20 protein-coding genes are annotated in these 21,007 nt (G+C 61.0%); 3 read left to right on the top strand and 17 right to left on the bottom strand.

The annotated features are described in order from the left end of the window. Positions 1-1,383: an oxygen-independent coproporphyrinogen III oxidase gene (gene hemN, locus CTR2_RS09880; RefSeq protein WP_087084233.1), complete on the bottom strand. Its 1,383-nt coding sequence runs from the start codon at positions 1,381-1,383 to the stop codon at positions 1-3. Between the two features lie 268 nt (positions 1,384-1,651). On the opposite strand from hemN, the gene fnr reads away from it, so the two are divergent. Beyond that, complete coding sequence (fnr, locus tag CTR2_RS09875; protein WP_034369963.1) at positions 1,652-2,374, top strand: fumarate/nitrate reduction transcriptional regulator Fnr; 723 nt, start codon at positions 1,652-1,654, stop codon at positions 2,372-2,374. Positions 2,375-2,437: 63 nt separating this feature from the next. Here fnr and CTR2_RS09870 read toward each other — a convergent pair whose 3' ends face one another. From CTR2_RS09870 to CTR2_RS09830, 9 genes are all read right to left on the bottom strand, one after another. Then, complete coding sequence (locus CTR2_RS09870; RefSeq protein ID WP_087084234.1) at positions 2,438-2,701, bottom strand: hypothetical protein; 264 nt, start codon at positions 2,699-2,701, stop codon at positions 2,438-2,440. A 264-nt stretch (positions 2,702-2,965) separates the two neighbouring features. Continuing rightward, a complete protein-coding gene (locus CTR2_RS09865; protein WP_087084235.1) occupies positions 2,966-3,271 on the bottom strand; it encodes a FixH family protein in 306 nt (101 codons plus the stop codon). A gap of 126 nt (positions 3,272-3,397) precedes the next feature. After that, the gene (ccoG, locus tag CTR2_RS09860) at positions 3,398-4,840 is read right to left on the bottom strand and encodes a cytochrome c oxidase accessory protein CcoG (protein WP_087084236.1); all 1,443 of its coding nucleotides are present in this window, start codon (positions 4,838-4,840) and stop codon (positions 3,398-3,400) included. A gap of 82 nt (positions 4,841-4,922) precedes the next feature. Continuing rightward, entirely contained in the window at positions 4,923-5,834 is a 912-nt protein-coding gene (ccoP, locus tag CTR2_RS09855) for a cytochrome-c oxidase, cbb3-type subunit III (RefSeq protein WP_087084237.1), read from the bottom strand. Between the two features lie 27 nt (positions 5,835-5,861). Beyond that, entirely contained in the window at positions 5,862-5,999 is a 138-nt protein-coding gene (locus CTR2_RS09850) for a cbb3-type cytochrome oxidase subunit 3 (protein WP_003063128.1), read from the bottom strand. Between the two features lie 17 nt (positions 6,000-6,016). Then, positions 6,017-6,649 carry a cytochrome-c oxidase, cbb3-type subunit II gene (gene ccoO / locus CTR2_RS09845; protein WP_003063130.1) on the bottom strand — a complete coding sequence of 211 codons (633 nt, stop codon included), beginning with the start codon at positions 6,647-6,649 and terminating at the stop codon, positions 6,017-6,019. 19 nt (positions 6,650-6,668) lie between these two features. Beyond that, positions 6,669-8,105, bottom strand: a complete 1,437-nt coding sequence (gene ccoN, locus CTR2_RS09840) for a cytochrome-c oxidase, cbb3-type subunit I (protein ID WP_034351806.1) — start codon at positions 8,103-8,105, stop codon at positions 6,669-6,671. A 63-nt stretch (positions 8,106-8,168) separates the two neighbouring features. Further along, complete coding sequence (gene ccoS / locus CTR2_RS09835; RefSeq protein ID WP_003056328.1) at positions 8,169-8,306, bottom strand: cbb3-type cytochrome oxidase assembly protein CcoS; 138 nt, start codon at positions 8,304-8,306, stop codon at positions 8,169-8,171. Beyond that, a complete protein-coding gene (locus CTR2_RS09830; protein WP_087084238.1) occupies positions 8,306-10,687 on the bottom strand; it encodes a heavy metal translocating P-type ATPase in 2,382 nt (793 codons plus the stop codon). The genes ccoS and CTR2_RS09830 overlap by 1 nt, the downstream gene beginning before the upstream one ends. A gap of 188 nt (positions 10,688-10,875) precedes the next feature. Here CTR2_RS09830 and CTR2_RS09825 point away from each other — a divergent pair, with 188 nt between their 5' ends. Continuing rightward, complete coding sequence (locus CTR2_RS09825; RefSeq protein ID WP_003063135.1) at positions 10,876-11,319, top strand: universal stress protein; 444 nt, start codon at positions 10,876-10,878, stop codon at positions 11,317-11,319. 334 nt (positions 11,320-11,653) lie between these two features. Here CTR2_RS09825 and CTR2_RS09820 read toward each other — a convergent pair whose 3' ends face one another. The 7 genes from CTR2_RS09820 to CTR2_RS09790 all read right to left on the bottom strand — a co-directional run bounded on the left by CTR2_RS09820 (position 11,654) and on the right by CTR2_RS09790 (position 20,432). Continuing rightward, positions 11,654-13,207, bottom strand: coding sequence for a malonate--CoA ligase (locus tag CTR2_RS09820; protein ID WP_087084663.1), 1,554 nt, complete (start codon positions 13,205-13,207; stop codon positions 11,654-11,656). 162 nt (positions 13,208-13,369) lie between these two features. Next, on the bottom strand, positions 13,370-14,386 hold the full coding sequence (locus tag CTR2_RS09815; protein WP_087084664.1) for a Bug family tripartite tricarboxylate transporter substrate binding protein: 1,017 nt from the start codon (positions 14,384-14,386) through the stop codon (positions 13,370-13,372). 113 nt (positions 14,387-14,499) lie between these two features. After that, positions 14,500-15,915 carry a malonyl-CoA decarboxylase gene (locus tag CTR2_RS09810; RefSeq protein WP_087084665.1) on the bottom strand — a complete coding sequence of 472 codons (1,416 nt, stop codon included), beginning with the start codon at positions 15,913-15,915 and terminating at the stop codon, positions 14,500-14,502. Positions 15,916-16,070: 155 nt separating this feature from the next. Further along, a complete protein-coding gene (gene lgt, locus CTR2_RS09805; protein WP_059440812.1) occupies positions 16,071-16,913 on the bottom strand; it encodes a prolipoprotein diacylglyceryl transferase in 843 nt (280 codons plus the stop codon). Positions 16,914-17,067: 154 nt separating this feature from the next. Next, positions 17,068-18,075 carry a Bug family tripartite tricarboxylate transporter substrate binding protein gene (locus CTR2_RS09800; RefSeq protein WP_087084666.1) on the bottom strand — a complete coding sequence of 336 codons (1,008 nt, stop codon included), beginning with the start codon at positions 18,073-18,075 and terminating at the stop codon, positions 17,068-17,070. Positions 18,076-18,192: 117 nt separating this feature from the next. Further along, positions 18,193-20,052 carry a dihydroxy-acid dehydratase gene (ilvD, locus tag CTR2_RS09795; RefSeq protein ID WP_087084239.1) on the bottom strand — a complete coding sequence of 620 codons (1,860 nt, stop codon included), beginning with the start codon at positions 20,050-20,052 and terminating at the stop codon, positions 18,193-18,195. Between the two features lie 140 nt (positions 20,053-20,192). Further along, the gene (locus CTR2_RS09790; RefSeq protein ID WP_087084240.1) at positions 20,193-20,432 is read right to left on the bottom strand and encodes a TIGR04438 family Trp-rich protein; all 240 of its coding nucleotides are present in this window, start codon (positions 20,430-20,432) and stop codon (positions 20,193-20,195) included. 113 nt (positions 20,433-20,545) lie between these two features. Here CTR2_RS09790 and CTR2_RS09785 point away from each other — a divergent pair, with 113 nt between their 5' ends. Beyond that, positions 20,546-20,851 carry a c-type cytochrome gene (locus tag CTR2_RS09785; RefSeq protein WP_003063149.1) on the top strand — a complete coding sequence of 102 codons (306 nt, stop codon included), beginning with the start codon at positions 20,546-20,548 and terminating at the stop codon, positions 20,849-20,851. Positions 20,852-21,007 lie beyond the last annotated feature (156 nt).

The raw sequence follows: 21,007 nt of genomic DNA, 5'->3' as shown, positions 1-21,007 counted from the left end.
CTAGATGATGCGCGAAAAGCGGGCGCGGTTCCGGTCGGCCTGCAAATATCGGTCAAACAGCATGGCTACTCCGCGCACAAAAAACCAGCCCAGGCCAGTGACCCTGAAGCCCTCGACGGACAGCTCGACCAAGCCGTTGCGCTGCATCTCTGCCAGCGCATCCAGCTCCGCAGCGAAGTACTCGCGGAAATTGATGAGCCAGGCCTGCTCCATGGGCTCATACAGGACAGAGCCCTGGCACATGATGGACATGATGACGGCTCTGCGCACCAGATCATCACGCGAAAGCGCCAGTCCGCGCTGCACGGGCAACATGCCGCCATCGACGGCATCGTAATACTCTTCAAGAGTCTTGACGTTCTGACTGTAGGTCGCACCCACTTTGCCGATAGCCGATACGCCCAGTGCAATCAGGTCGCAATCAGGCTGGGTACTGTAGCCCTGAAAGTTGCGATGCAGGCGCCCCTGGCGCTTGGCAATGGCCAGAGAGTCGTCAGGCAATGCAAAGTGGTCCATGCCTACATAGACATAGCCGCCATTCATGAATGCATCAATGGCGCCGGAGAGCATGTTCAGCTTGTCCTGTCCCATGGGCAGGTCTGCCGATTCGATACGCCTTTGCGGCTTGAAGCGCTCGGGCAGATGCGCATAGGCATACAGTGCAATGCGATCGGGACGCAGCTCATTGACCTGTGCCAGCGTGCGCGCAAAAGACTCGGGCGTTTGTCTGGGCAAGCCGTAGATCAGATCCACATTGATGGAGACAAAGCCCAGGCGGCGTGCCTCGGCCACCAGCGCAAATACTTGCTCGGCGGGCTGCTCGCGGTGCACCGCTTTCTGCACCGCGGGATCAAAGTCCTGCACGCCAAAGCTCAGTCGATTGAACCCCATGTCCTTGAGAGCTCTCAGCCGCTCGTTGCTGACGGTGCGCGGATCGACCTCGATGGAGTACTCGCCCGCGGGATCCAGCTTGAAATGCTCACGCATCAAGACCATCAGCTGCTGCAACTCTGCATCGCTGAAGAAGGTCGGTGTGCCTCCGCCCAGATGCAGCTGGCTTACGAGCTGGCCTTTGCCGCAATGCTCGGTATGCATGGCCAGCTCGCGGCTCAAGTAGTCCAGATACTCGGCAGCCTTTTCATGATGCTTGGTCACGATCTTGTTGCAGGCGCAGTAATAGCAAAGCGACTCACAGAACGGCACATGCACATAAACGGACAGGGGCAAAGCGCGCGAGCCAGAATGCGTCTTGCGCTGCTTGAGTGCCAGTATGTAGTCGTCTGCACCAAAAGCCTCAACAAAACGGTCGGCTGTTGGGAACGATGTGTAGCGTGGGCCGGGGATATCGAAGCGGCTCAGCAACTCAGGTGTGACTGCGGTCATAACTGGGAGTTAGGGTGCGCCCACACTCTGTATGGAGCATATTTCAATGGAAATCAGATCCTGAAAATCATGCCCAAAATAGGCAAAAGCGCATGTTTTTGAACGAATATAGGCAATGTGCCCCAAGGCAATCACCCTGTCCTTGATGAAAATCAAGAGACCTCAAGGCAAGTGCTGCGACAATTTGATCCATCTCATCTTCAACCACGAGGTCAATGACCAGCGCGACTCTCCACTCTGTGTCTGTCTGCGCCGTTGCTAAAAGCCCATGAATCTTCAGACCATCAAAGCATCCTGCTCCAACTGCAATCTGCGTGAACTGTGCATGCCCATGGGCCTGGACGATGAACAAATGGAGCGCATTGACGAGATTGTGGCCACGCGCCGCAAGGTCAAGCGCGGCGGGCTGCTGTTTCGCAATGGCGAAGAGTTCACCTCGCTGTATGCCATTCGAACCGGCTTCTTCAAGACCAGCGTGGCCACCGAAGACGGACGCGATCAGGTCACAGGCTTTCAGATGGCTGGCGAAATCATTGGTCTGGACGGCATCGTCAACGACCACCACACTTGTGATGCCGTGGCTCTGGAAGACGCCGAGGTCTGCGTCATGCCGTTTGACAAACTGGAGCAGCTCTCGCGCGAGGTCACGGCCCTGCAGAACCATGTGCACAAGGTCATGAGCCGCGAAATCGTGCGCGAGCATGGCGTGATGCTGCTGCTGGGCAGCATGCGGGCCGAAGAGCGCCTGGCGGCCTTTGTGCTGAACCTGGTTCAGCGTCTGTCGGCACGCGGCTTTTCCAAGTCGGAGCTGGTGCTGCGCATGACGCGCGAAGAAATCGGCAGTTACCTGGGCCTCAAGCTCGAGACCGTGAGCCGCACTTTCTCCAAATTTGCAGAGGAAGGCATTGTGGAAGTCAAGCAGCGCCACCTGCGCATCCTGGATACCGAGGCGCTCAAACGCATCGTCAACAGCCAGCAATGTCAGAGCTGAACCAAGTCGGCAGACACTCTCAGGACAAAGCCCGCGGACAGCGGGCTTTTTTGTCTGCGCGAGTTACTCGGGCAGAGGCTCCGAAACGATGCCGCCATTGAGATCGCTGACGGAGCGCCCCAGCATCACCGTCATCGCACCTCCGACCAGGGTCACGACCCAGAAGGCAAAAAAAGCGACCGTATAGATGGCCTGGCGCGACCAGTCCAGGGGGGAACCCAGCCAGTGCACATCCAGCGGATCCACAAAGGCGAAAACCACCATCTCCATGATTGCCGCCGCCAGAAAGGCCGGCCAGACAATCCACATCCAGCGTCGAGCATCCATCCTGATTCTCCTTGGGCTGTGGGCTTGGTCATATTTTGCACAACAGTGGTGACCGTTCATGCAGGACTTCGGGCATGCACCGTGGCGGGAAACCCTGAATTGCTCTCTTTTCAGTAGCATCCTGCGCTATCTGAATATCAAAAAACCATTTACGTCTACATCAACGTTATACGGAGCATGCGCACCACGCTCTGATTTTGATATCGGCAACAAAAAAGGCCGCAAAAGCGACCTTGGCGGAGCAAGGAGCAAGCTCCGGAGCGCTCAGCGATCCAGCGGATGGTCCTTGGCTGGCGTGGCCGCATGATTGCGGCCGGTGACTGCTGGGGCCAGGCTTTTTTCACTTTCGCTCAGGCGCTGGTTGATTTCCATGCCATGGCGGTAGTAGTCAGGGTCAATCACGGGATCGGGCCTGCTCAGTGCGATGTATGCCGTGGCAAAGCCGGCAATCACCACGATTACCGGACCGGCGATGATGAGCCAGACATGGGCAAACTTCCACCAGGGCTTGCCGTCCTCGGGGTGGATGATCTTGGCCGTTTGCGAGACCTTGGCTTGTGCTGCCGACATGATGAAACCTCTTTCCAAAATTCTGGCCACCCAGGCACACATGGCAGGGTGGCATAAATTGTTGCCGATTGGCGGTGCCCTTGTCCGGCCTCCGTGATGGCTCACGAAAACCGGCAAGACCTGGCATTAACGCGGCACCAGGAACACCGTCTTCTCGGAAATACGCCCTGCTCCGGCAGTCACTGCGTCCACATTGAAGTGTACGGGGTGCGAGCCGGGAGTTGCTGAGCCATACGGAATCTGCAGCCGCACTGCAATGCCGCGTGTCTCTGCAGGGCCAACGCTCACTTCCTGCTCGGATGCGACTTCCAGATTCTCCAGGCCCACGGCGCTGATACGGTAGCGCTGCTCGGACTCGGTGGCATTCATGATCTGCAGACGGTAGACGTTCTCCAGCTTGCCGCCCGCCACGATGCGCGAAAGCGCAGCACGATCGCGAATCACGTCGACCTTGAGCGGCTCGCGCAGCACCAGACTGGCGATCATGGCAGCGCTGAGGGCCACCAGCACGGCTGAGTAGATCAGCACACGCGGACGGAAAATGCGGCGAATCATCTGCACCTGCTTCCACGCCTTCGCCACGGCATTCTGAGTGGTCAATCGGATCAGGCCACGCGGATACTCCATCTTGTCCATCACGGAGTTGCAGGCATCGATGCACAGACCGCAGCCGATGCACTCGTACTGCAGCCCTTTGCGGATATCGATGCCCACGGGACAGACCTGAACGCAAAGCTTGCAATCTATGCAGTCCCCCAGGCCCTGCGCCTTGTAGTCAACGTCTTTCTTGCGCGGGCCGCGAGCTTCACCACGTTCGGCGTCGTAGCTGACGATCATGGTGTCCTTGTCGAACATGGCACTCTGAAAGCGTGCATAGGGACACATGTACTTGCAGACCTGCTCACGCATATAGCCGGCGTTGCCGTAGGTGGCGAACCCATAGAACGCCACCCAGAAAATCTGCCAACTGCCCTGGAAGGCCATCAACTCCAAACCCAATTCACGGATGGGCACGAAGTAGCCGACAAAGGTGAAGCCTGTCCAAAGAGACAGAACGATCCAGAGAAACTGCTTGAGCGACTTTTTCCAGATCTTCTCCAAAGTCCAGCCGCTCTTGTCGATACGCATGCGGGCACTGCGATCGCCCTCGACCTTGCTTTCGATCCACACGAAGATCTCGGTGTAGACCGTCTGCGGACAGGAGAAGCCACACCACAGACGCCCCGCCACGGCGGTAAACAGGAACAGCCCCAGCGCGCTGATGATCAGCAGCCCCGTCAGATAGATGAAGTCCTGCGGGTACAGCACCAGTCCGAACAGATAGAAGCGCCGGGCCCCCAGATCGAACAGCACCATCTGGCGCTCGCCCCACTGCAGCCAGGGCAGGCCGTAGAAGACGATCTGGGTCAGAAACACCATGGCCCAGCGCCACCGTGAGAACACGCCACTGATGGAGCGTGAGTACACTTTTTGCTCGGAAGCGAACATAGGCACCAACTCAGGCCCGCCCTCATGGGGCTCAGGCGTGATCGGTATGACTTTTCGGGGCTTCCCCTGATCGCACGGCATCGCAGTTCCTTAATATTTTTGTAATTACTGAAAATTGAAACGCGAAAAAGGCGGTGCCAGGGCACCGCCTTTTAAAAACGCATTACTTCTGGTTTTGCGTATTCGAAAGACTCCAGACATAGGAAGCCAACACGGCAATTTGAGCCTCCGTCAACTTCTCTTTCTGGGCAGGCATCTCATTGTGCTTGCCGTTGTTGACGATGTTGACGATTGCCGCCTCACCCCAGCCATGCAGCCAGATGTCATCGGTCAGGTTAGGCGCTCCCAGCGCTGGGTTACCCTTGCCGTCCATGCCGTGACAAGCCGCACAGGCCACGAACTTGGACTTGCCTTGCGAAGCCTTGACGGCATCGTGAGGGCTGCCCGACAGGCTCAGCACATAGTGCGCCACATTGCGCACATCGTCCGCCGAGCCCACGGCTGCCGCCATGGGCGGCATCATGCCGATACGGCCGTTGGTGATGGTCTCCCTGATCTTCTCGGGAGATCCACCATGCAACCAGTCACCGTCCGCCAGGTTCGGGAAGGACTTGCTGCCGCGAGCGTCAGAGCCGTGGCATTGCGCACAGTTGTTCATGAACAGACGCTCGCCAATGGCCATGGCCTGAGGGTCCTTGGCCATTTCTTCGGTGGGCATGCTGGTGAACTTGGCATACAGAGGCTCCAGGTCTGCCTTGGCCTTGGCCATTTCCTTGTCGTAGGCGCCGGTCTGGCTCCAGTCCAGCTTGCCGCCGAAGCCGCCCAGACCTGGGTAGACCACAAGATAGCCCAAGCTGAAAACCACGGTGATCACGAACAGACCCATCCACCACTTGGGCATGGGGTTGTTGAGTTCACGCAGGTCTTCGTCCCAGACATGGCCTGTGGTGTTGTCGCCCGAGGGAACGACCTTCTTGCGGGCCACCAGAATCAGCAGCAGCAAGCAGCCAAAGATGCCGATCAGCGTAATCGCCGCGACATACACCGACCAGAAATTGTTAATGAAATCGCTCATGGGATGTTCTCGTTGTGGTGATCAGACTCAGTCTTCCAGGAATGGAACCTGAGCTGCCTCGTCAAAACGGGCCTGGTTGCGGCGGGCATACGCCCACCACCAGATGCCCACGAAACACGCCAGCGATGCCAGCGTGGCCACGATACGCATGGTGGTGATATCCATTTCCAGCCCTTTCTCTCTTACTTGACGGCGCGACCAAGGACCTGCAGATAGGCAATCACTGCCTCCATCTCTGTCTTATCCTTGACCTCGGCCTGAGCACCGGCGATTTCCGCATCGGTGTACGGCACACCCACCTTGCGCAGCGCGCTCATGCGCGTTGCCACGGCCGTGTCATCCACCTTGTTGGCTTCCAGCCAGGGGTAAGCAGGCATGTTGGACTCGGGCACCACGTCACGCGGGTTGTTCAGGTGGATGCGATGCCATTCGTCGCTGTACTTGCCGCCCACGCGATGCAGGTCGGGGCCGGTACGCTTGGAGCCCCACTGGAAGGGGTGGTCGTACACGAACTCGCCAGCCACCGAGTAGTGGCCGTAGCGCATGGTCTCGGCGCGGAAGGGACGGATCATCTGCGAGTGGCAGTTGTAGCAACCCTCGCGCAGATAGACGTCGCGCCCCATCAGCTGCAACGGCGTGTAGGGCTTGAGACCCGCCACGGCTTCGGTCGTGGACTTCTGGAAGAACAGCGGCACGATTTCCACCAGGCCGCCAATGGTCAGCACGAACAGCGTCAGCGCGATCAGCAGAAAATTGCTGGTCTCGATCTTCTCGTGCGAAAAGCTCTTGGGAGCTGCGTTATTTTGATCAGACATTGCTTTTGCTCCTCAATGCTCAGGCGTGAGCCACCACGGCAGGCACTGCCACCTTGACGGAACGGCCGGCCATTGCGGTCTTCCAGGTGTTCCATGCCATCACCAGCATGCCGCCCAGATACAGCAGACCGCCAGTCACGCGAATCACGTAGAAGGGATAGGTCGCCTTCACGCTTTCCACGAAGGTGTAAGTCAGCGTACCGTCGGGGTTGACTGCGCGCCACATCAGGCCCTGCATCACCCCGGCAATCCACATTGCGGCGATGTACAGCACGATGCCGATGGTCGCCATCCAGAAGTGCAGCTCGATCGCGGGCACGGAGTGCATCTTCTCGCGTCCGAACAGACGGGGGATCAGGTAGTACAGAGAGCCCATGGTGATCAGACCCACCCAGCCCAGAGCGCCGGAGTGCACGTGGCCCACGGTCCAATCGGTGTAGTGGCTCAGCGCGTTCACGGTCTTGATCGCCATCATCGGGCCTTCGAAGGTGGACATGCCGTAGAACGACAGGGACACGATCAGGAAGCGCAGGATGGGATCGTCGCGCAGCTTGTGCCAGGCACCCGACAGCGTCATGATGCCGTTGATCATGCCGCCCCAGCTGGGAGCCAGCAGGATCAGCGAGAACACCATGCCCACGGACTGGGTCCAGTCAGGCAGAGCGGTGTAGTGCAGGTGGTGAGGACCCGCCCACATGTACGTGAAGATCAGCGCCCAGAAGTGCACGATCGACAGGCGATACGAATACACGGGACGGCCCGCCTGCTTGGGGATGAAGTAATACATCATGCCCAGGAAGCCGGCGGTCAGGAAGAAGCCCACGGCGTTGTGCCCGTACCACCACTGAACCATCGCGTCCTGCACGCCGGCGTAAGCCGAGTAGCTCTTCATCCAGCCTGCGGGGATGGAAATATTGTTGACGATGTGCAGCAGGGCCACGGCCAGAATGAAAGCACCGAAGAACCAGTTGGCCACATAGATGTGCTTGACCTTGCGGATGCCGATAGTGCCGAAGAACACGATGGCATAGGACACCCAGGTCACGGCGATCAGCAGGTCCAGGGGCCACTCCAGCTCGGCGTATTCCTTGCCCTGGGTGTAACCCAGAGGCAGGCTGATGGCAGCGCCGACGATAACCAGTTGCCAGGCCCAGAAGGTCAGGCTGGCCAGCTTGGGCATGAACAGCTTGGTCTGGCAGGTGCGTTGCACCACATAGTAGCTGGTCGCGAACAGCGCCGAGCCACCAAAAGCGAAGATCACGGCATTGGTATGCAGCGGACGCAGACGTCCGTAGCTCAGCCATGGAATGCCGAAGTTGAGTTCCGGCCAGGCCAGCTGGGACGCGATAAACACGCCCACCGCCATACCTACCACCCCCCATACCACGGCCATGATAGAGAACTGTCTTACGACGGTGTCGTCGTAATAGACAGCATTGTTATTTGTTGCTTCCATCGGGCACCTCTTAGATATCTTGCAAAGTGTTCATTGGTTTCTGGTCGGACTCGTTGAGCCACATCAATCGTCGCGAAGAATGCGCTCGCCTTCTTGTTCCACGCTCTCGAACTGGCCCCGGTACACGGCCCACCACAGGGCAGCCACAATGGCCATGACCAGAACAACCGACAGCGGAATCAATACATACAAAATGTCCATCAATGGCCTCCTTGAGTCAGTGGCATGACGGTGCCCCGCGGCGCAAGGTGCGCGGGGGCGGACGCGTTGCTATCAGCTGCCTGCAGCGGCAACGCACGTGCAAGACGAGCTGCGTTGGCGACGACCAGCAAGGAGCTCAGCGCCATGCCGAGCCCTGCCAGCCAGGCAGGCATCCAGCCCACGAGGGCCAGAGGAATAGAGATCGCGTTATAGGCTGCTGCCCAGCCCAGGTTCTGGCGCACCACGGACAGGGTCCGTCGGGCCAGCAACAGGCTTTGCAACACTAACTCCAGGCTGTCTCCCAGTACCACGAAGTCTGCTCGCGATTGTGCCAGCGGCACTGCTTTACCAAAAGCAAAAGAGACATGCGCTCCGGCTAAAACTGGGCCGTCATTCAGGCCGTCGCCCACCATGGCAACCTTATGCCCTGCAGCCTGTGCCGCCTGCATGGCGGCCAGCTTGTCCTGCGGTTTGCAGTCGCCCTGCGCCTGCTCTATGCCCAGCTTGGCGGCTACGGTTTGCACCGCTGCAGAGCGGTCGCCCGAGAGCAGTTGCACCGCCACGCCTTGCTGCCTGAGGTCGGCAATGACCCGGGCCGCTTCGGGTCGCACATCCTCGCTCAGATGGAACTGCGCCAGGGGCAGCCAGCCACCTTGCGATTCTTCGGCCAGCACCACGCTCTGCCCCAGCTCATGCGGTGCCAGTTCAGGCACGCCGCAATGCGCGATCGAGCCCAGACGAAGATGGCGACGCAAGGCGGTATTGCTGCGCGCCTGCACCCAGACATCGAGGCCGCTGCCAGCGATTTCCTGGACGGAATCCAGCAGCCATGCGCTGGCAGGCAACTCGGCCACCTCGGCCGCCTGCGCCAGTGCCCTGGAAGCGGGATGCATGGACTGGCGCGCCAGCAAGGCTGCCAACGCCAGCAGCTCATCAGTGTTTTGACCTTCAGCAGGTGTCAGCGCGCGCAGCACCAGGCCGTCGCGCGTCAGCGTTCCGGTCTTGTCGAACACCAGCGTATCCACAGCAGCCAGCGCCTCCAGCCCCTGCAGATTGCGCACCAGCACGCCGCTGCGCGCCAGGGTGCCGGCCGCCGTCAGCATGGCCACGGGCGTGGCCAGAGAAAGCGCACAGGGGCAGGTGACGATGAGCACAGCCACGGCCACCATCATGGCCTTACCGGGGTCGGTGGGCCACCACCAGATGGCGGCAGCCAGCGCCGCCAGCAGCACCACGACGAGAAAAGGCCGGGCCACCTTGTCGGCCAGCTGGGCCAGTGTTGGCTTTTGCAGCGAAGCGCTTTCCATCAGATTCACGATCTGCGCAAAGCGGGTGCCCTCACCCACACTGTCCACACTCACCTCGACAACACTGTCCAGGTTGTAGCTGCCGGCGGTGACTGCATCGCCCTGTGCACGCAAAACAGGCGTGGATTCGCCAGTCAGAAGAGCCTCATCGGCATGGGTGGTGCCGCGCAGAATCCGGCCGTCTGCGGGAAAAGCCTCGCCCGTGAGCACACGCACCACATCACCTACGCGCAGGCGGCGCGTGGCTACACGCTCGAACTCTCCCGAGTCGGGCTGCTGGCGCAGCACCGAATCCGGCAGCCGGTTCATCACGGCTTCCAATGCACCGGCCGTGCGGTCGCGCAGGCGCAGCTCCAGCCAGCGCCCTGTGAGCAGGAAGAAGACAAACATGGTCAGCGAGTCGAAGAAGACTTCCTGACCGAAGGGACCGGAGGGATCAAAAGTGCCCAGCGTGCTGATGACAAAGGTGATCAGCATGCCCAGTGCCACAGGCAGGTCCATGCTAACGCGGCGCTGGGTGATGTCCTTGAGCGCGCTCTTGAAGAACGGGCCGCAGCAAAACAGCACCACGGGCAGAGAAATCACCCAGGATGCCCAGCGCAGCAAGGTCTCCATCTCCAGCGACAGGTCGCCGGGCCGAGCCGTGTAGGCTGGCCATGCATACATCATCACCTGCATCATGCACAGGCCGGCCACCAGCCAGCGCCACAGGGCACGGCGCGTCTCGGCCTGGCGCAGCTCGCGCGCGAACGCGTCGCGCGCGGGCAAGGCGCGATAACCGGCACGCGATACGGCCTCCATCCATTGCGATGGAAGCACCTGGGCAGGACGCCACTCGACACGGGCTCGGCGCGTTGCGGCACTGACTTCGGCTGCCTGCACTCCGGGGACGGCCCGAAGCGCCTCCTCGATGGTCAGCGCACATGCAGCACAGTGCATGCCCTCCAGAACCACAAAGGAATCCCACACCGGGGACTCGGTTGCGTTCTCGGAGATTGGGGCCTTGGGGCTCTGGCCGGCGGGGCGGCCAAACGAGCTCCATTCTTGCGGATCGTCCAGCAGATGACTGTGCATCTGGGACAAGTTCAGGAAACCGGTGTCAGCAACAGCATGCTCTGCCGCGGAAGACTGGACAGTAGTGTGTTGGGACATGTTTCAAGCGTAACGACGCCAGATGATACCCACCTTGACATTAATCAACCGTTAACTGCCCAATCGACATATGCTTGTATTTACAACGCATGCAACCCAAGGAGAAAGCTATGTACAACCGCATTTTGATTGCTACCGACGGCACCGAACTCTCAGACAAGGCTGTGCATGCAGGCCTGGATCTGGCCGCTTTGTGCGGCGCCAGCGTGATTGCGCTCAAGGTTGTCTCGCACTATCCGCGCAGCTACCTGGAAGGCAGCGACTTGCTGGACATCAAGGAAGCCAAGCGCATTGAGGAGCAATGGACCAATCAGGCCCAGACCCTGCTGAACGGCGTCAAAGCCTTTGGCCATGAGCGCAAGGTCAACGTCACCACCGAAATCGCCCACTCAGACCTGGTGGCCGAGTCGATTGTGGAGATGGCCAAAAAGCATGACTGCGACCTGATCGTCATGGCTTCGCACGGTCGCAAGGGTCTGCAGCGCCTGCTGCTGGGCAGCGAAACCCAGCATGTGCTGACGCACTCACCTGTGCCGGTGCTGGTGCTGCGCTGATCGGATCCCCCTGAGCCGCTTAGCGGCTTCCCTTGAGGGGATGGCATCTGTACTGGGGGACGGTCCTGGCCGGTCGCCCCTCGCAGGGCGCCCCTGGCCGGGCTTGCCCCTGATATCCAGTGACACAGGCCGCTCACGGACCGCCATTTGCCACTCACAAATTAAAAGCAGCTTGCGCGCAAGCTGCTTTATTTTTAGCCCGATTCAATGCTGAATATGCCTTGCAATCTGCGAAATCAGCTCACTTTTCAGGAGTCAAGTCAAAAGACAAGCGCCTGAAACACAGGCAATATTGCAGCTAAAAACCAACGCTTGGCGTCCGCTTCGACCGGGTTCAGGAGAACTCTTGCTGATACTGGTCGCGCAGCAGCTTCTTCTGAACCTTGCCCATGGTGTTGCGCGGCAGGCTGTCCACCACATAGCAGCGCTTGGGCACCTTGAAATTGGCCAGCCTGGCCTTGAGCGACTCCAGAATCTTCAGCCCATCCAGCTGCGCGCCCTTGCGCGGCACGATGACGGCAACGCCAACCTCGCCAAAGTCCGGATGCGGCACGCCCACCAGGGCGCTTTCGTCCACGCCGGGCAGATCGTTGATGAAGCCCTCAACCTCTGCCGGATAGACGTTGTAGCCGCCCGAGATGATCAAGTCCTTGCTGCGCCCCACGATGCTGAAATAGCCGCGCGCATCCTGCATGCCCACATCGCCGGTCTTGAACCAGCCGTCGGCAGTGAACTCCTCTGCCGTCTTCTCGGGCATGCGCCAGTAGCCCTTGAAGACATTGGGCCCCTGAACCTCGATATTGCCGATCTCGCCTGCGGGCAGGGCCTTGCCGTCGTCGCCATGAATGCGTACACCCACGCCCGGCAACGGGAAGCCCACGGTTGCGCCGCGGCGCTCGGCTTCGTTGCCGTAGCGCGCATCGGCCTGATAGGGGTTGGAGGTCAGCATGATGGTCTCGCTCATGCCGTAGCGCTCCAGGATGGTGTGGCCGGTACGCGTCTTCCAGGCGCGGAAGGTCTCGATCAGCATGGGTGCCGAACCCGAGATGAAGAGGCGCATGTGCGCTGCCATGTCGCGGTCCAGCCGGGCGTCGGCCAGCATGCGTACATAAAGGGTTGGCACACCCATGAAGACGGTCGCATCCTTGAAGCGAGCCATGACGGCCTCGGGCTCGAAGCGGGCAAACCAGATCATGGGACTGCCGTTGAGCAAGGCCCCGTGAATGGCGACAAACAGGCCATGCACATGGAAGATGGGCAGCGCGTGAATTAGCACATCGCCTTCCTGCCAGCCCCAGTACACCTTGAGCATGGCCGCATTGCTCAGCAGATTGCCGTGGCTGAGCATGGCGCCCTTGCTGCGCCCCGTGGTGCCGCTGGTGTAGAGAATCGCCGCCAGATCGTCGGCGCGACGTGGCACGACCTGGTGCTCGTCGCCGTGGTGGGCCGCGCGCTCCAGCAGGCTGCCCGTGCGGTCGGTGCCCAGGGTGTAGACATGGCCCACGCCGTGGTTGAAGGCAATCTTGGACACCCAGCCAAAACAGCCGGGGGCGCACACCACCACGGCCGGCTCGGCATTGGTGATGAAGTACTCCATCTCGGCGCTTTGGTAGGCGGTGTTCAGCGGCAGGAACACATGGCCGCTGCGCAGCGTGGCCAGGTAGAGCATCATGGCTTCGACCGACTTTTCCACCTGCACCGCAATGCGGCTGCCCTCGGGCAGATCCAGCGAGGCCAGCAGATTGGCCATGCGTGCACTGCCCTGCTCCAGATCGGCCCAGGTGTAGTAGAGGCTGGAGCCATCGGGCTCGATGGCCTCCACGGCGATTTTCGTCAGATCCGCAGGAAACGCAGCGCGCAACGCGCTGAAAAGATTGGCTTGAGGCATGTCGGTCATCGTGATGCTGTCGAACTCGGAAACGGTGAAAGCAAAAGGTCCATGGCCATCATAGGCCCGGCCCTGGCCTGGCCGGTGGCGCCAGGCACTGAAAAAATCACTTCTTCAAAATGGGGTGCCAGCAAAGGCCACCCCGTAAAGCAGCCAGCGGGCTCAGGAGTCAATCTTCACATTCGCCGCCTTGACCACATGGGCCCAGCGCTGGATCTCGCTTTGCACCATGGCGGCAAACTGCGGCTGGCTCAGCTGGCCGTAATCGGCGCCATTCTTGGCCCAGGCCGCCTTGATGTCCTCAGCGGCACCGATCTTGCGCACCTCGTCCAGCATCTGCTGCTGCACGGCAGCAGGCGTTCCCTTGGGCGCCCATAGCCCATACCAGGTGGTGACGGTGAAGTCCGGCAGGCCGCACTCGGCCGCGCTGGGCACATCGGGGAAGGCGGGGTTGCGCTTGGCGCCCGCCACCATCAAGGCCTTGATGCGGCCGCCCTTGATATGCTGGGCCGATGAGCCCAGGCCATCGAACAGCATGTCCACATTGCCGGCAATCAGGTCCTGCAGCGCAGGCCCTGCGCCTTTGTAGGGGATATGGGTGATCTGGGTCTTGGTCTGCAGCTTGAACAACTCGCCAGCCAGATGGTGCGAGGAACCCGGCCCTGCCGAGGCATAGTTGTACTTGCCGGGGTTGGCACGCAGGTCCTGTACAAGAGCCTGCAAGCTGGCATGCGTCACCTTCTTGGGATTGACCACCACGACCTGCGACACGCTGGCCAGCAGCGCCAGCGGAATGAAGTCGCGCTCCAGATCGTATTCGAGCTTGGGGTAGACCGATGGCGCAATCACATGGTGGGTGCCGCCCATGAAGAAGTTGTAGCCGTCGGGTGCGGCCTTGGCCGCAATGCTGGCCCCCAGCGTGCCGCCCGCGCCACCGCGGTTGTCTATCACCAGGGTCTTGCCCGAGGTCTTGGCGAACTGGGCAGAGAACGGCCTGGCAAAGGTGTCGGTGCCGCCGCCGGCAGGAAAAGGCACGATCAGATTGACAGGCCTGCTCGGCCAATCCGATGCCTGGGCCATGCCCGTCCAGCCCGATGCCCCGGCCGCCAGCATCGCCCCCGTCGACCTAAGCAGCGTGCGCCGCTGCAATCCCACGCTCTTTTCCCAAGAATCCTGCATCGATGTCTCCTCTGCGCGCCCGGTCAGCAGCATCGCTGCAGCCGGGCTTGTGGTTGGAAGACGCAGCAGCAACAAGCCGGCTCAGGCCGGGTGCAGCGCGAGCCGCGATGCACTCAACCCTTGCACAGCGATTCGATCTCCGAGGAAACGGGAATCTTGCTCTGCGCCAACAGGCTGCGGTGCTTGTCCAGGCGCTTGAGGTCATACAGATAGTTGACCATCAGCCCCATGGATTGCTTGAGCCCCTTGGACGACAGGTCCGCCGCCCAGTTCAGGCGCTCCACGCGCGCACCGTTGCCAAGGTGAAAGCGTGCCACGGCATCCAGCGGACGGCCCTTGGCAGTTTCCCGACCCAGATAGCGCGCAGCGCAAAACATGGCGGCCTGGCGCACCACCGATTTCTCCGGCAGCGAACCGGGATCGTCCAGCGCAGCCAGCAATTGCGCGGCGCTCACTCCTCCGGCGACTTTTTCCAGGGCTGCCTTCTGTTTGTCGTCCAGCTCCGCCAGCGCCGCATCGCCGTTCTTGCTCAGCCAGCTGCGCAGTCCCGGAATCGGCGACAGCGTGGCGAACTGCTTGAGCTTGGGAAACTCCTGCGTGAGCGTCTCCACCACATGCTTGATGAGCGAGTCGCCGAAGCTCACGCCCTTGAGTCCGGTCTGGGTGTTGCTGATGGAATAGAAGATGGCGGTGTTGGCCTTGGCCAGATCGGCAGCCGCTGCGGCCTCGTCCAGCAACGGAGCCATGCTGCCTGCCATCTTGTCCAGCAGTGCCACCTCCACAAAGATCAGCGGCACATTGGGCATGCGCGGGTGAAAGAAGCCATAGCAGCGGCGGTCGCTGTCGAGGCGATTCTTCAGATCGGCCCAGCTGCGGATATCGTGCACTGCCTCGTACTTGATCAGCTTTTCGAGCAGCGATGCGGGCGAATCCCAGTTCAGGCTTCTGAGCTCCAGCAAGGCCACATCGAACCAGCTGGAAAACAGATGCTCCAGCTCGGCGTCCAGCGCCACATAGTGCTGCTCCGCCTTGGGCAAGGCCAGCAGTTCGGCACGCATATCGACCAGAAAGCCCATACCGCCCTTGGGCTGGGCAAAACGCTGCAGCAGCCGCGTGCGCGATGAAACCAGGGCGCGGCGCAGGCTCATCTCGGCCTCGCCGCGCTCCACATCGCTGCCCGCCTTGTCGTAGCGTTCGCGGGCCGCCTGCAGGGCCTTGGCATCGGGGCCGAACTTTTCTATCGCCAACAACCAAAAGTCCTTGCGTGCGGGCAGGTCGGCCTTGCCATACCAATCCATCAGCAGCTGCGCATGACGGCCGCCTTCCACGTCGCTGAGCGCGGTATCCGCCACCTGCTGCATGTCCTGCAGCAAGCGACGCAGCTCGCGCGGCGACAGCGCCTCCTCCCCACGACGCAAGGTGGCCTCCAGACGCTGCGCCAGCGGGCGATGCTGGCCGTCGCCCTTCTCGCCCTCCGCACCGCGCACCCACAGCTTGGTTTGCTCAATCCACTCGGCTGCCCACCCCATATGCATCTCCTTGTTCCAGCACCATCATGCTCTCATTGAAGAAGCAGATACCGCAATTGCAGTAACGCTTTGAGCCATTATGTGCAGTTTTTCGGCCTCGCACACCGCACCATGAAAAACGCAGACCGAAGTCTGCGTTTTTCAGGATTTGGCCTTCAGGCCGTAGTCCGCTGAACCGCGTAGGCCTGGCGCTTGCCACACCACACCCACATGAGCACACCGGCCACGATCATGGGAATGCACAGCCACTGCCCCATGCTCATGCCCAGCGACAGAATGCCCAGAAAGTCGTCGGGCTCGCGGAAGTACTCTGCGATGAAGCGGAAGGCCCCATAGCCGATCAGAAAAACTGCCGCGACCTGGCCGGGCTTGCGCTCCTTGCGCGCATACAGCCACAGAATGATGAACAGCAGCAACCCTTCCATCAGGAACTGATAGATCTGCGAGGGATGACGCGGCAGCATGGAGCCGCTTTGCGGGAACACCATGGCCCAGGGCAGATCTGCACTCGCAAAACGCCCCCAGAGCTCACCGTTGATGAAGTTGCCGATCCGCCCCGCAGCCAGCCCTGTGGGCACGCATGGCGCCACGAAATCTGCGACTTCCAGCCAGTTGCGCTTGCGCGAGCGCGCAAACCAGATCATGGAGCCGATGACGCCCAGCAGGCCGCCGTGAAAACTCATGCCGCCCTGCCAGACGGCAAGAATCTCCAGCGGATGCGAGAGGTAGTAACCAGGCTTGTAGAACAGGCAGTAGCCGATGCGCCCGCCCACGACCACGCCCAGCACACCGAGGAAGAGAATATCCTCCACATCCTTGCGCGCCCAGGCACGATCGCCCGTCATGTATTTGAATGGAGGGTGGTGCAGTCGGCGCGTGCCCAGAAACAGGAACAGACCAAAGGCCACCAGATAGGTAATGCCATACCAGTGCACGGCCAGCGGGCCAATCTGCACGGCTACAGGATCAATGTGCGGATACATCAGCATGTCAGGCATTGTGCCGCAGGCCGATGACGTTTCTGCAAAACTGCATGCTCCGAGAACGCTGCAGGGCCTCATTCACCAGCTCAAAGCCCCATGATGCGAAAAACCCCGACCTGGCATCCTGCTGCATCCGGCGCCAGCGGCGCCAGCGGCGCTCTTTCAAGCGTCAATGCGGCTTTTCCACCGCCAGGCCCTGCTCGCGCACGGTCTGGCGCACGACCTTGGCGGTCTCATCCATCATGGAGCTCAATCGCTGCGGTGTGCCGCCCAATACATGCACGCCCATGGACTGCAACCGTTCCTGCACGTCAGGCTCCTGCAGGGCCGCGTTGGCAGCGCTGTTGAGCCTGGTCACCACGGCCTGCGGCGTTCCTGCCGGAGCAACGATACCGAACCAGGTGATGGCCAGATCGTTGAGCACAGGGTGACCCAACTCCCTGAACGTAGGCACCTGCGGCAGGGCAGGCAGGCGCTCCTGTGCGGCCACGGCGAACGCAACCAGACGGCCCGCAGCCACATGCGGAGCCGACGAAGGGTATTGATCGCTGAGCACCTGGGTCTCGCCCGACAGCGCGCCGCTGATCACCGGCCCCTGCCCCTTGTAGGGAATGTGGTGCAGCTTGAGCTTGAGATCGGCATTGAGGCGCTCGGCAATCAGATGGCCTATGGAGCCGATTCCGGCCGATCCGATATTGAACTGACCCGGCTTGCTGCGCGCAAGAGTGAGGAACTGGGCGTAGTTCTGCACCCCCATATTGGGATGTACGGAGAACACCGACGGAATGGACGCCAGTGCAAGCACCGGCACAAAGGCCTTGGCAGGATCTATGCGTGCCGACTGGGGCAGCATGACGGGATTGACCACCAGCGTGCTGATGGTGCCCAGGCCTATCGTGTAGCCGTCAGGCGCCGCATTGGCCACGGCCTCGGCCCCGATGAAGCCGCTGGCGCCGGACCGGTTGTCGACCACCACGGGCTGACCCAGAGTCGTGTGCATGGCATCGGCAACCAGACGCGCCACGATATCGGTGGAGCCTCCGGGCGTGAAAGGGACCACCAGACGCACGGGGCGCTGCGGGTAACGCCCTTCAGCCGCCTGCGCCGTCAATGCCCCCAGCAAGGCCAGCAGCCCTGCTGTCTTCAACAAGAAGGAGGGGCGAACAGCGAAAGACATGGAGATCACTTTCTGGCAAGACAATAAAAAACAGCCGCGCGACTTGCATCGAGCGGCTGTGGGATTGTCCGTCAGCAGGTAAAGTCCGCGCTGACGAAATGACGAAACAAACGTAACTTAATCGTCGAGCAGCGACAGATCGCGCACGGCGCCGGTGTCGGCGCTGGTCACCAGCTTGGCATAGGCCTTGAGGGCCGCAGAGATCTTGCGGGGACGCGCCTGGGCAGGCTTCCAGCCCTTGGCATTCTGCGCTTCACGGCGGCGGGCCAGCTCTTCGTCGCTGACCAGCATATTGATGCTGCGGTTGGGAATGTCGATGCGGATGATGTCGCCGTTCTGCACCAGACCGATCGCGCCGCCGGCTGCCGCCTCGGGCGAGCAGTGACCGATGGACAGGCCGGAGGTACCGCCAGAGAAGCGGCCGTCCGTCAGCAGCGCACAGGCCTTGCCCAGCCCCTTGGACTTGATGTAGCTGGTGGGGTAGAGCATTTCCTGCATGCCAGGGCCGCCCTTGGGACCTTCATAACGCACGATGACCACATCGCCTGCCTTGACCTTGTCGGCCAGGATGTTGGCCACGGCCTCGTCCTGCGACTCGACCACATGGGCCGGGCCTTCGAAGACCAGGATCGACTCATCCACGCCTGCGGACTTCACCACGCAGCCGTCCAGCGCGATGTTGCCGCGCAGCACGGCCAGGCCGCCTTCCTTGCTGAAAGCATGCTCGTAGCTGCGGATGCAGCCTTCGGCACGATCCAGGTCCAGGCTGGGCCAGCGGGTGTTCTGGCTGAACGCCACCTGCGTGGGAATGCCGGCGGGGCCGGCCATGTAGAAGTGGCGAACGGCCTCGTCCTGCGTGCGCATGATGTCCCACTGCTCCAGCGCATCCTTCATGGTCTTGGCGTGCACCGTGGGCACATCGGTGTGCAGTTTGCCGGCACGGTCCAGCTCGCCCAGGATGGCCATGATGCCGCCGGCGCGGTGCACGTCTTCGATGTGGTACTTGGGCGTGTTGGGCGCCACCTTGCACAGCTGGGGCACGACGCGCGAGAGGCGGTCGATGTCGGCCATGGTGAAGTCGATACCCGCTTCCTGGGCGATGGCCAGCAGGTGCAGGATGGTATTGGTGGAGCCGCCCATGGCGATGTCCAGCGTGATGCAGTTTTCGAAGGCCTTGAAGCCCACGGAGCGCGGCAGCACGTTGTCGTTGTCGTTCTCGTAGTAGTCGCGGGCCAGCTCGACGATGCGGCGGCCGGCACGCAGGAACAGTTCTTCGCGGTCGGCATGCGTGGCCACCACGGTGCCATTGCCGGGCAGGGACAGGCCCAGCGCTTCGGTCAGGCAGTTCATCGAATTGGCGGTGAACATGCCCGAGCAGGAACCGCAGGTCGGGCAGGCGGAGCGTTCCACCTCAGCCACTTCAGCGTCGGAATAGCGCTGATCGGCCGCGATCACCATGGCGTCCACCAGGTCCAGCTTCTTGAACTCGATGGTCTTGGTTTCGGGGTTGGCCAGCTTGGTCTTGCCGGCTTCCATAGGGCCGCCGGAAACAAAGATCACCGGAATGTTCAGGCGCATCGCGGCCATCAGCATGCCGGGGGTGATCTTGTCGCAGTTGGAGATGCACACCAGCGCATCGGCGCAATGGGCATTGACCATGTACTCGACCGAGTCCGCGATCAGGTCGCGGCTGGGCAGCGAATACAGCATGCCGTCATGACCCATGGCGATGCCATCGTCCACGGCGATGGTGTTGAACTCCTTGGCCACACCGCCGGCCTTTTCGATCTCGCGCGCGACCAACTGGCCCAGATCCTTCAGGTGCACATGGCCGGGCACGAACTGGGTGAAGGAATTGGCAATCGCAATGATGGGCTTGTCAAAATCGCCATCTTTCATGCCGGTGGCACGCCACAGGGCGCGCGCACCGGCCATGTTGCGGCCGCCAGTGGAGGTTTTGGAACGGTATGCGGGCATGGGGTTCGCTATAAGACGTTATCGGGAAATGATTCTTTGGATTATGGCCCAGCACTGCAAGGCAGGGATGCCTAGCCCATGGCGGGCTGTCAGGCAAAACAATCGCGAGGCATCGTCAATCACGATGCCTGATTCACTGCTCAACGACGTCGCTGACCCGGCGCCATGGCCTGCTTCTGACGTTCGATACGCTCTTTCTTGCGCTGGTCCATCTTCTCCATGGCCTTGCGCTTGGTATAGCCGGAAGCATCGGCCCAGGCCCACCAGGCGGCAGCCGCGCCATAAACGCCCAGAATCGGCCACCAGCTCCAGCCTGCGACAGGCCCGATCTCAGCAAGCTTGAGCAGCGACAACACGATCGCCAAACCTAACAGATACATACATCCCCTTTTTTGTTGATTTTCCAGAACACAGAGTGCACTGGAGAGTACACAAGCCAAGCACTACAATGCGCTAAAAGATCAACTTTAACCCCGCACCCTGGGAACTCATGATGAAGCAATTTCTGATCGCTTTCGCCCTTTCCGCCGCTGCCGTGGCCCCTGCCATGGCCGATCAGGCCCTGGCGCAGTCCAAGAACTGCATGGCCTGCCACGCTGTTGACAAGAAGCTGGTTGGTCCCGCATTCAAGGATGTGGCCGCCAAGTATGCAGGCCAAAAGGATGCTGCCGACAAGCTGGCTGCCAAGGTCATCAAGGGCGGCTCCGGCGTGTGGGGCCCCGTGCCCATGCCCGCCAATCCCCAGGTGAACGACGCCGATGCCAAGAAGCTGGTGGCCTGGATTCTGACGCAGAAGTAAAGCGACGGCTTCTCAACGGCGCGAGACAGGGCCGTTATCAAAAACCGCATGGCTCCCATGCGGTTTTTTGTTTCTGAAGCTACAGCGACTCAGCGGATCCCCTGCTCTTTCATCAGCTCCTCCGGAGCCAGGCGTCCAGACTTCGCTCCGGACCCG

It is taken from the genome of Comamonas thiooxydans, from assembly GCF_002157685.2.
GTDB classification, from domain to species: domain Bacteria; phylum Pseudomonadota; class Gammaproteobacteria; order Burkholderiales; family Burkholderiaceae_C; genus Comamonas; species Comamonas testosteroni_H.
The sequence above is the reverse complement of the archived record's forward strand: the minus strand, read 5'-3'. Positions and strand labels throughout refer to the sequence as shown.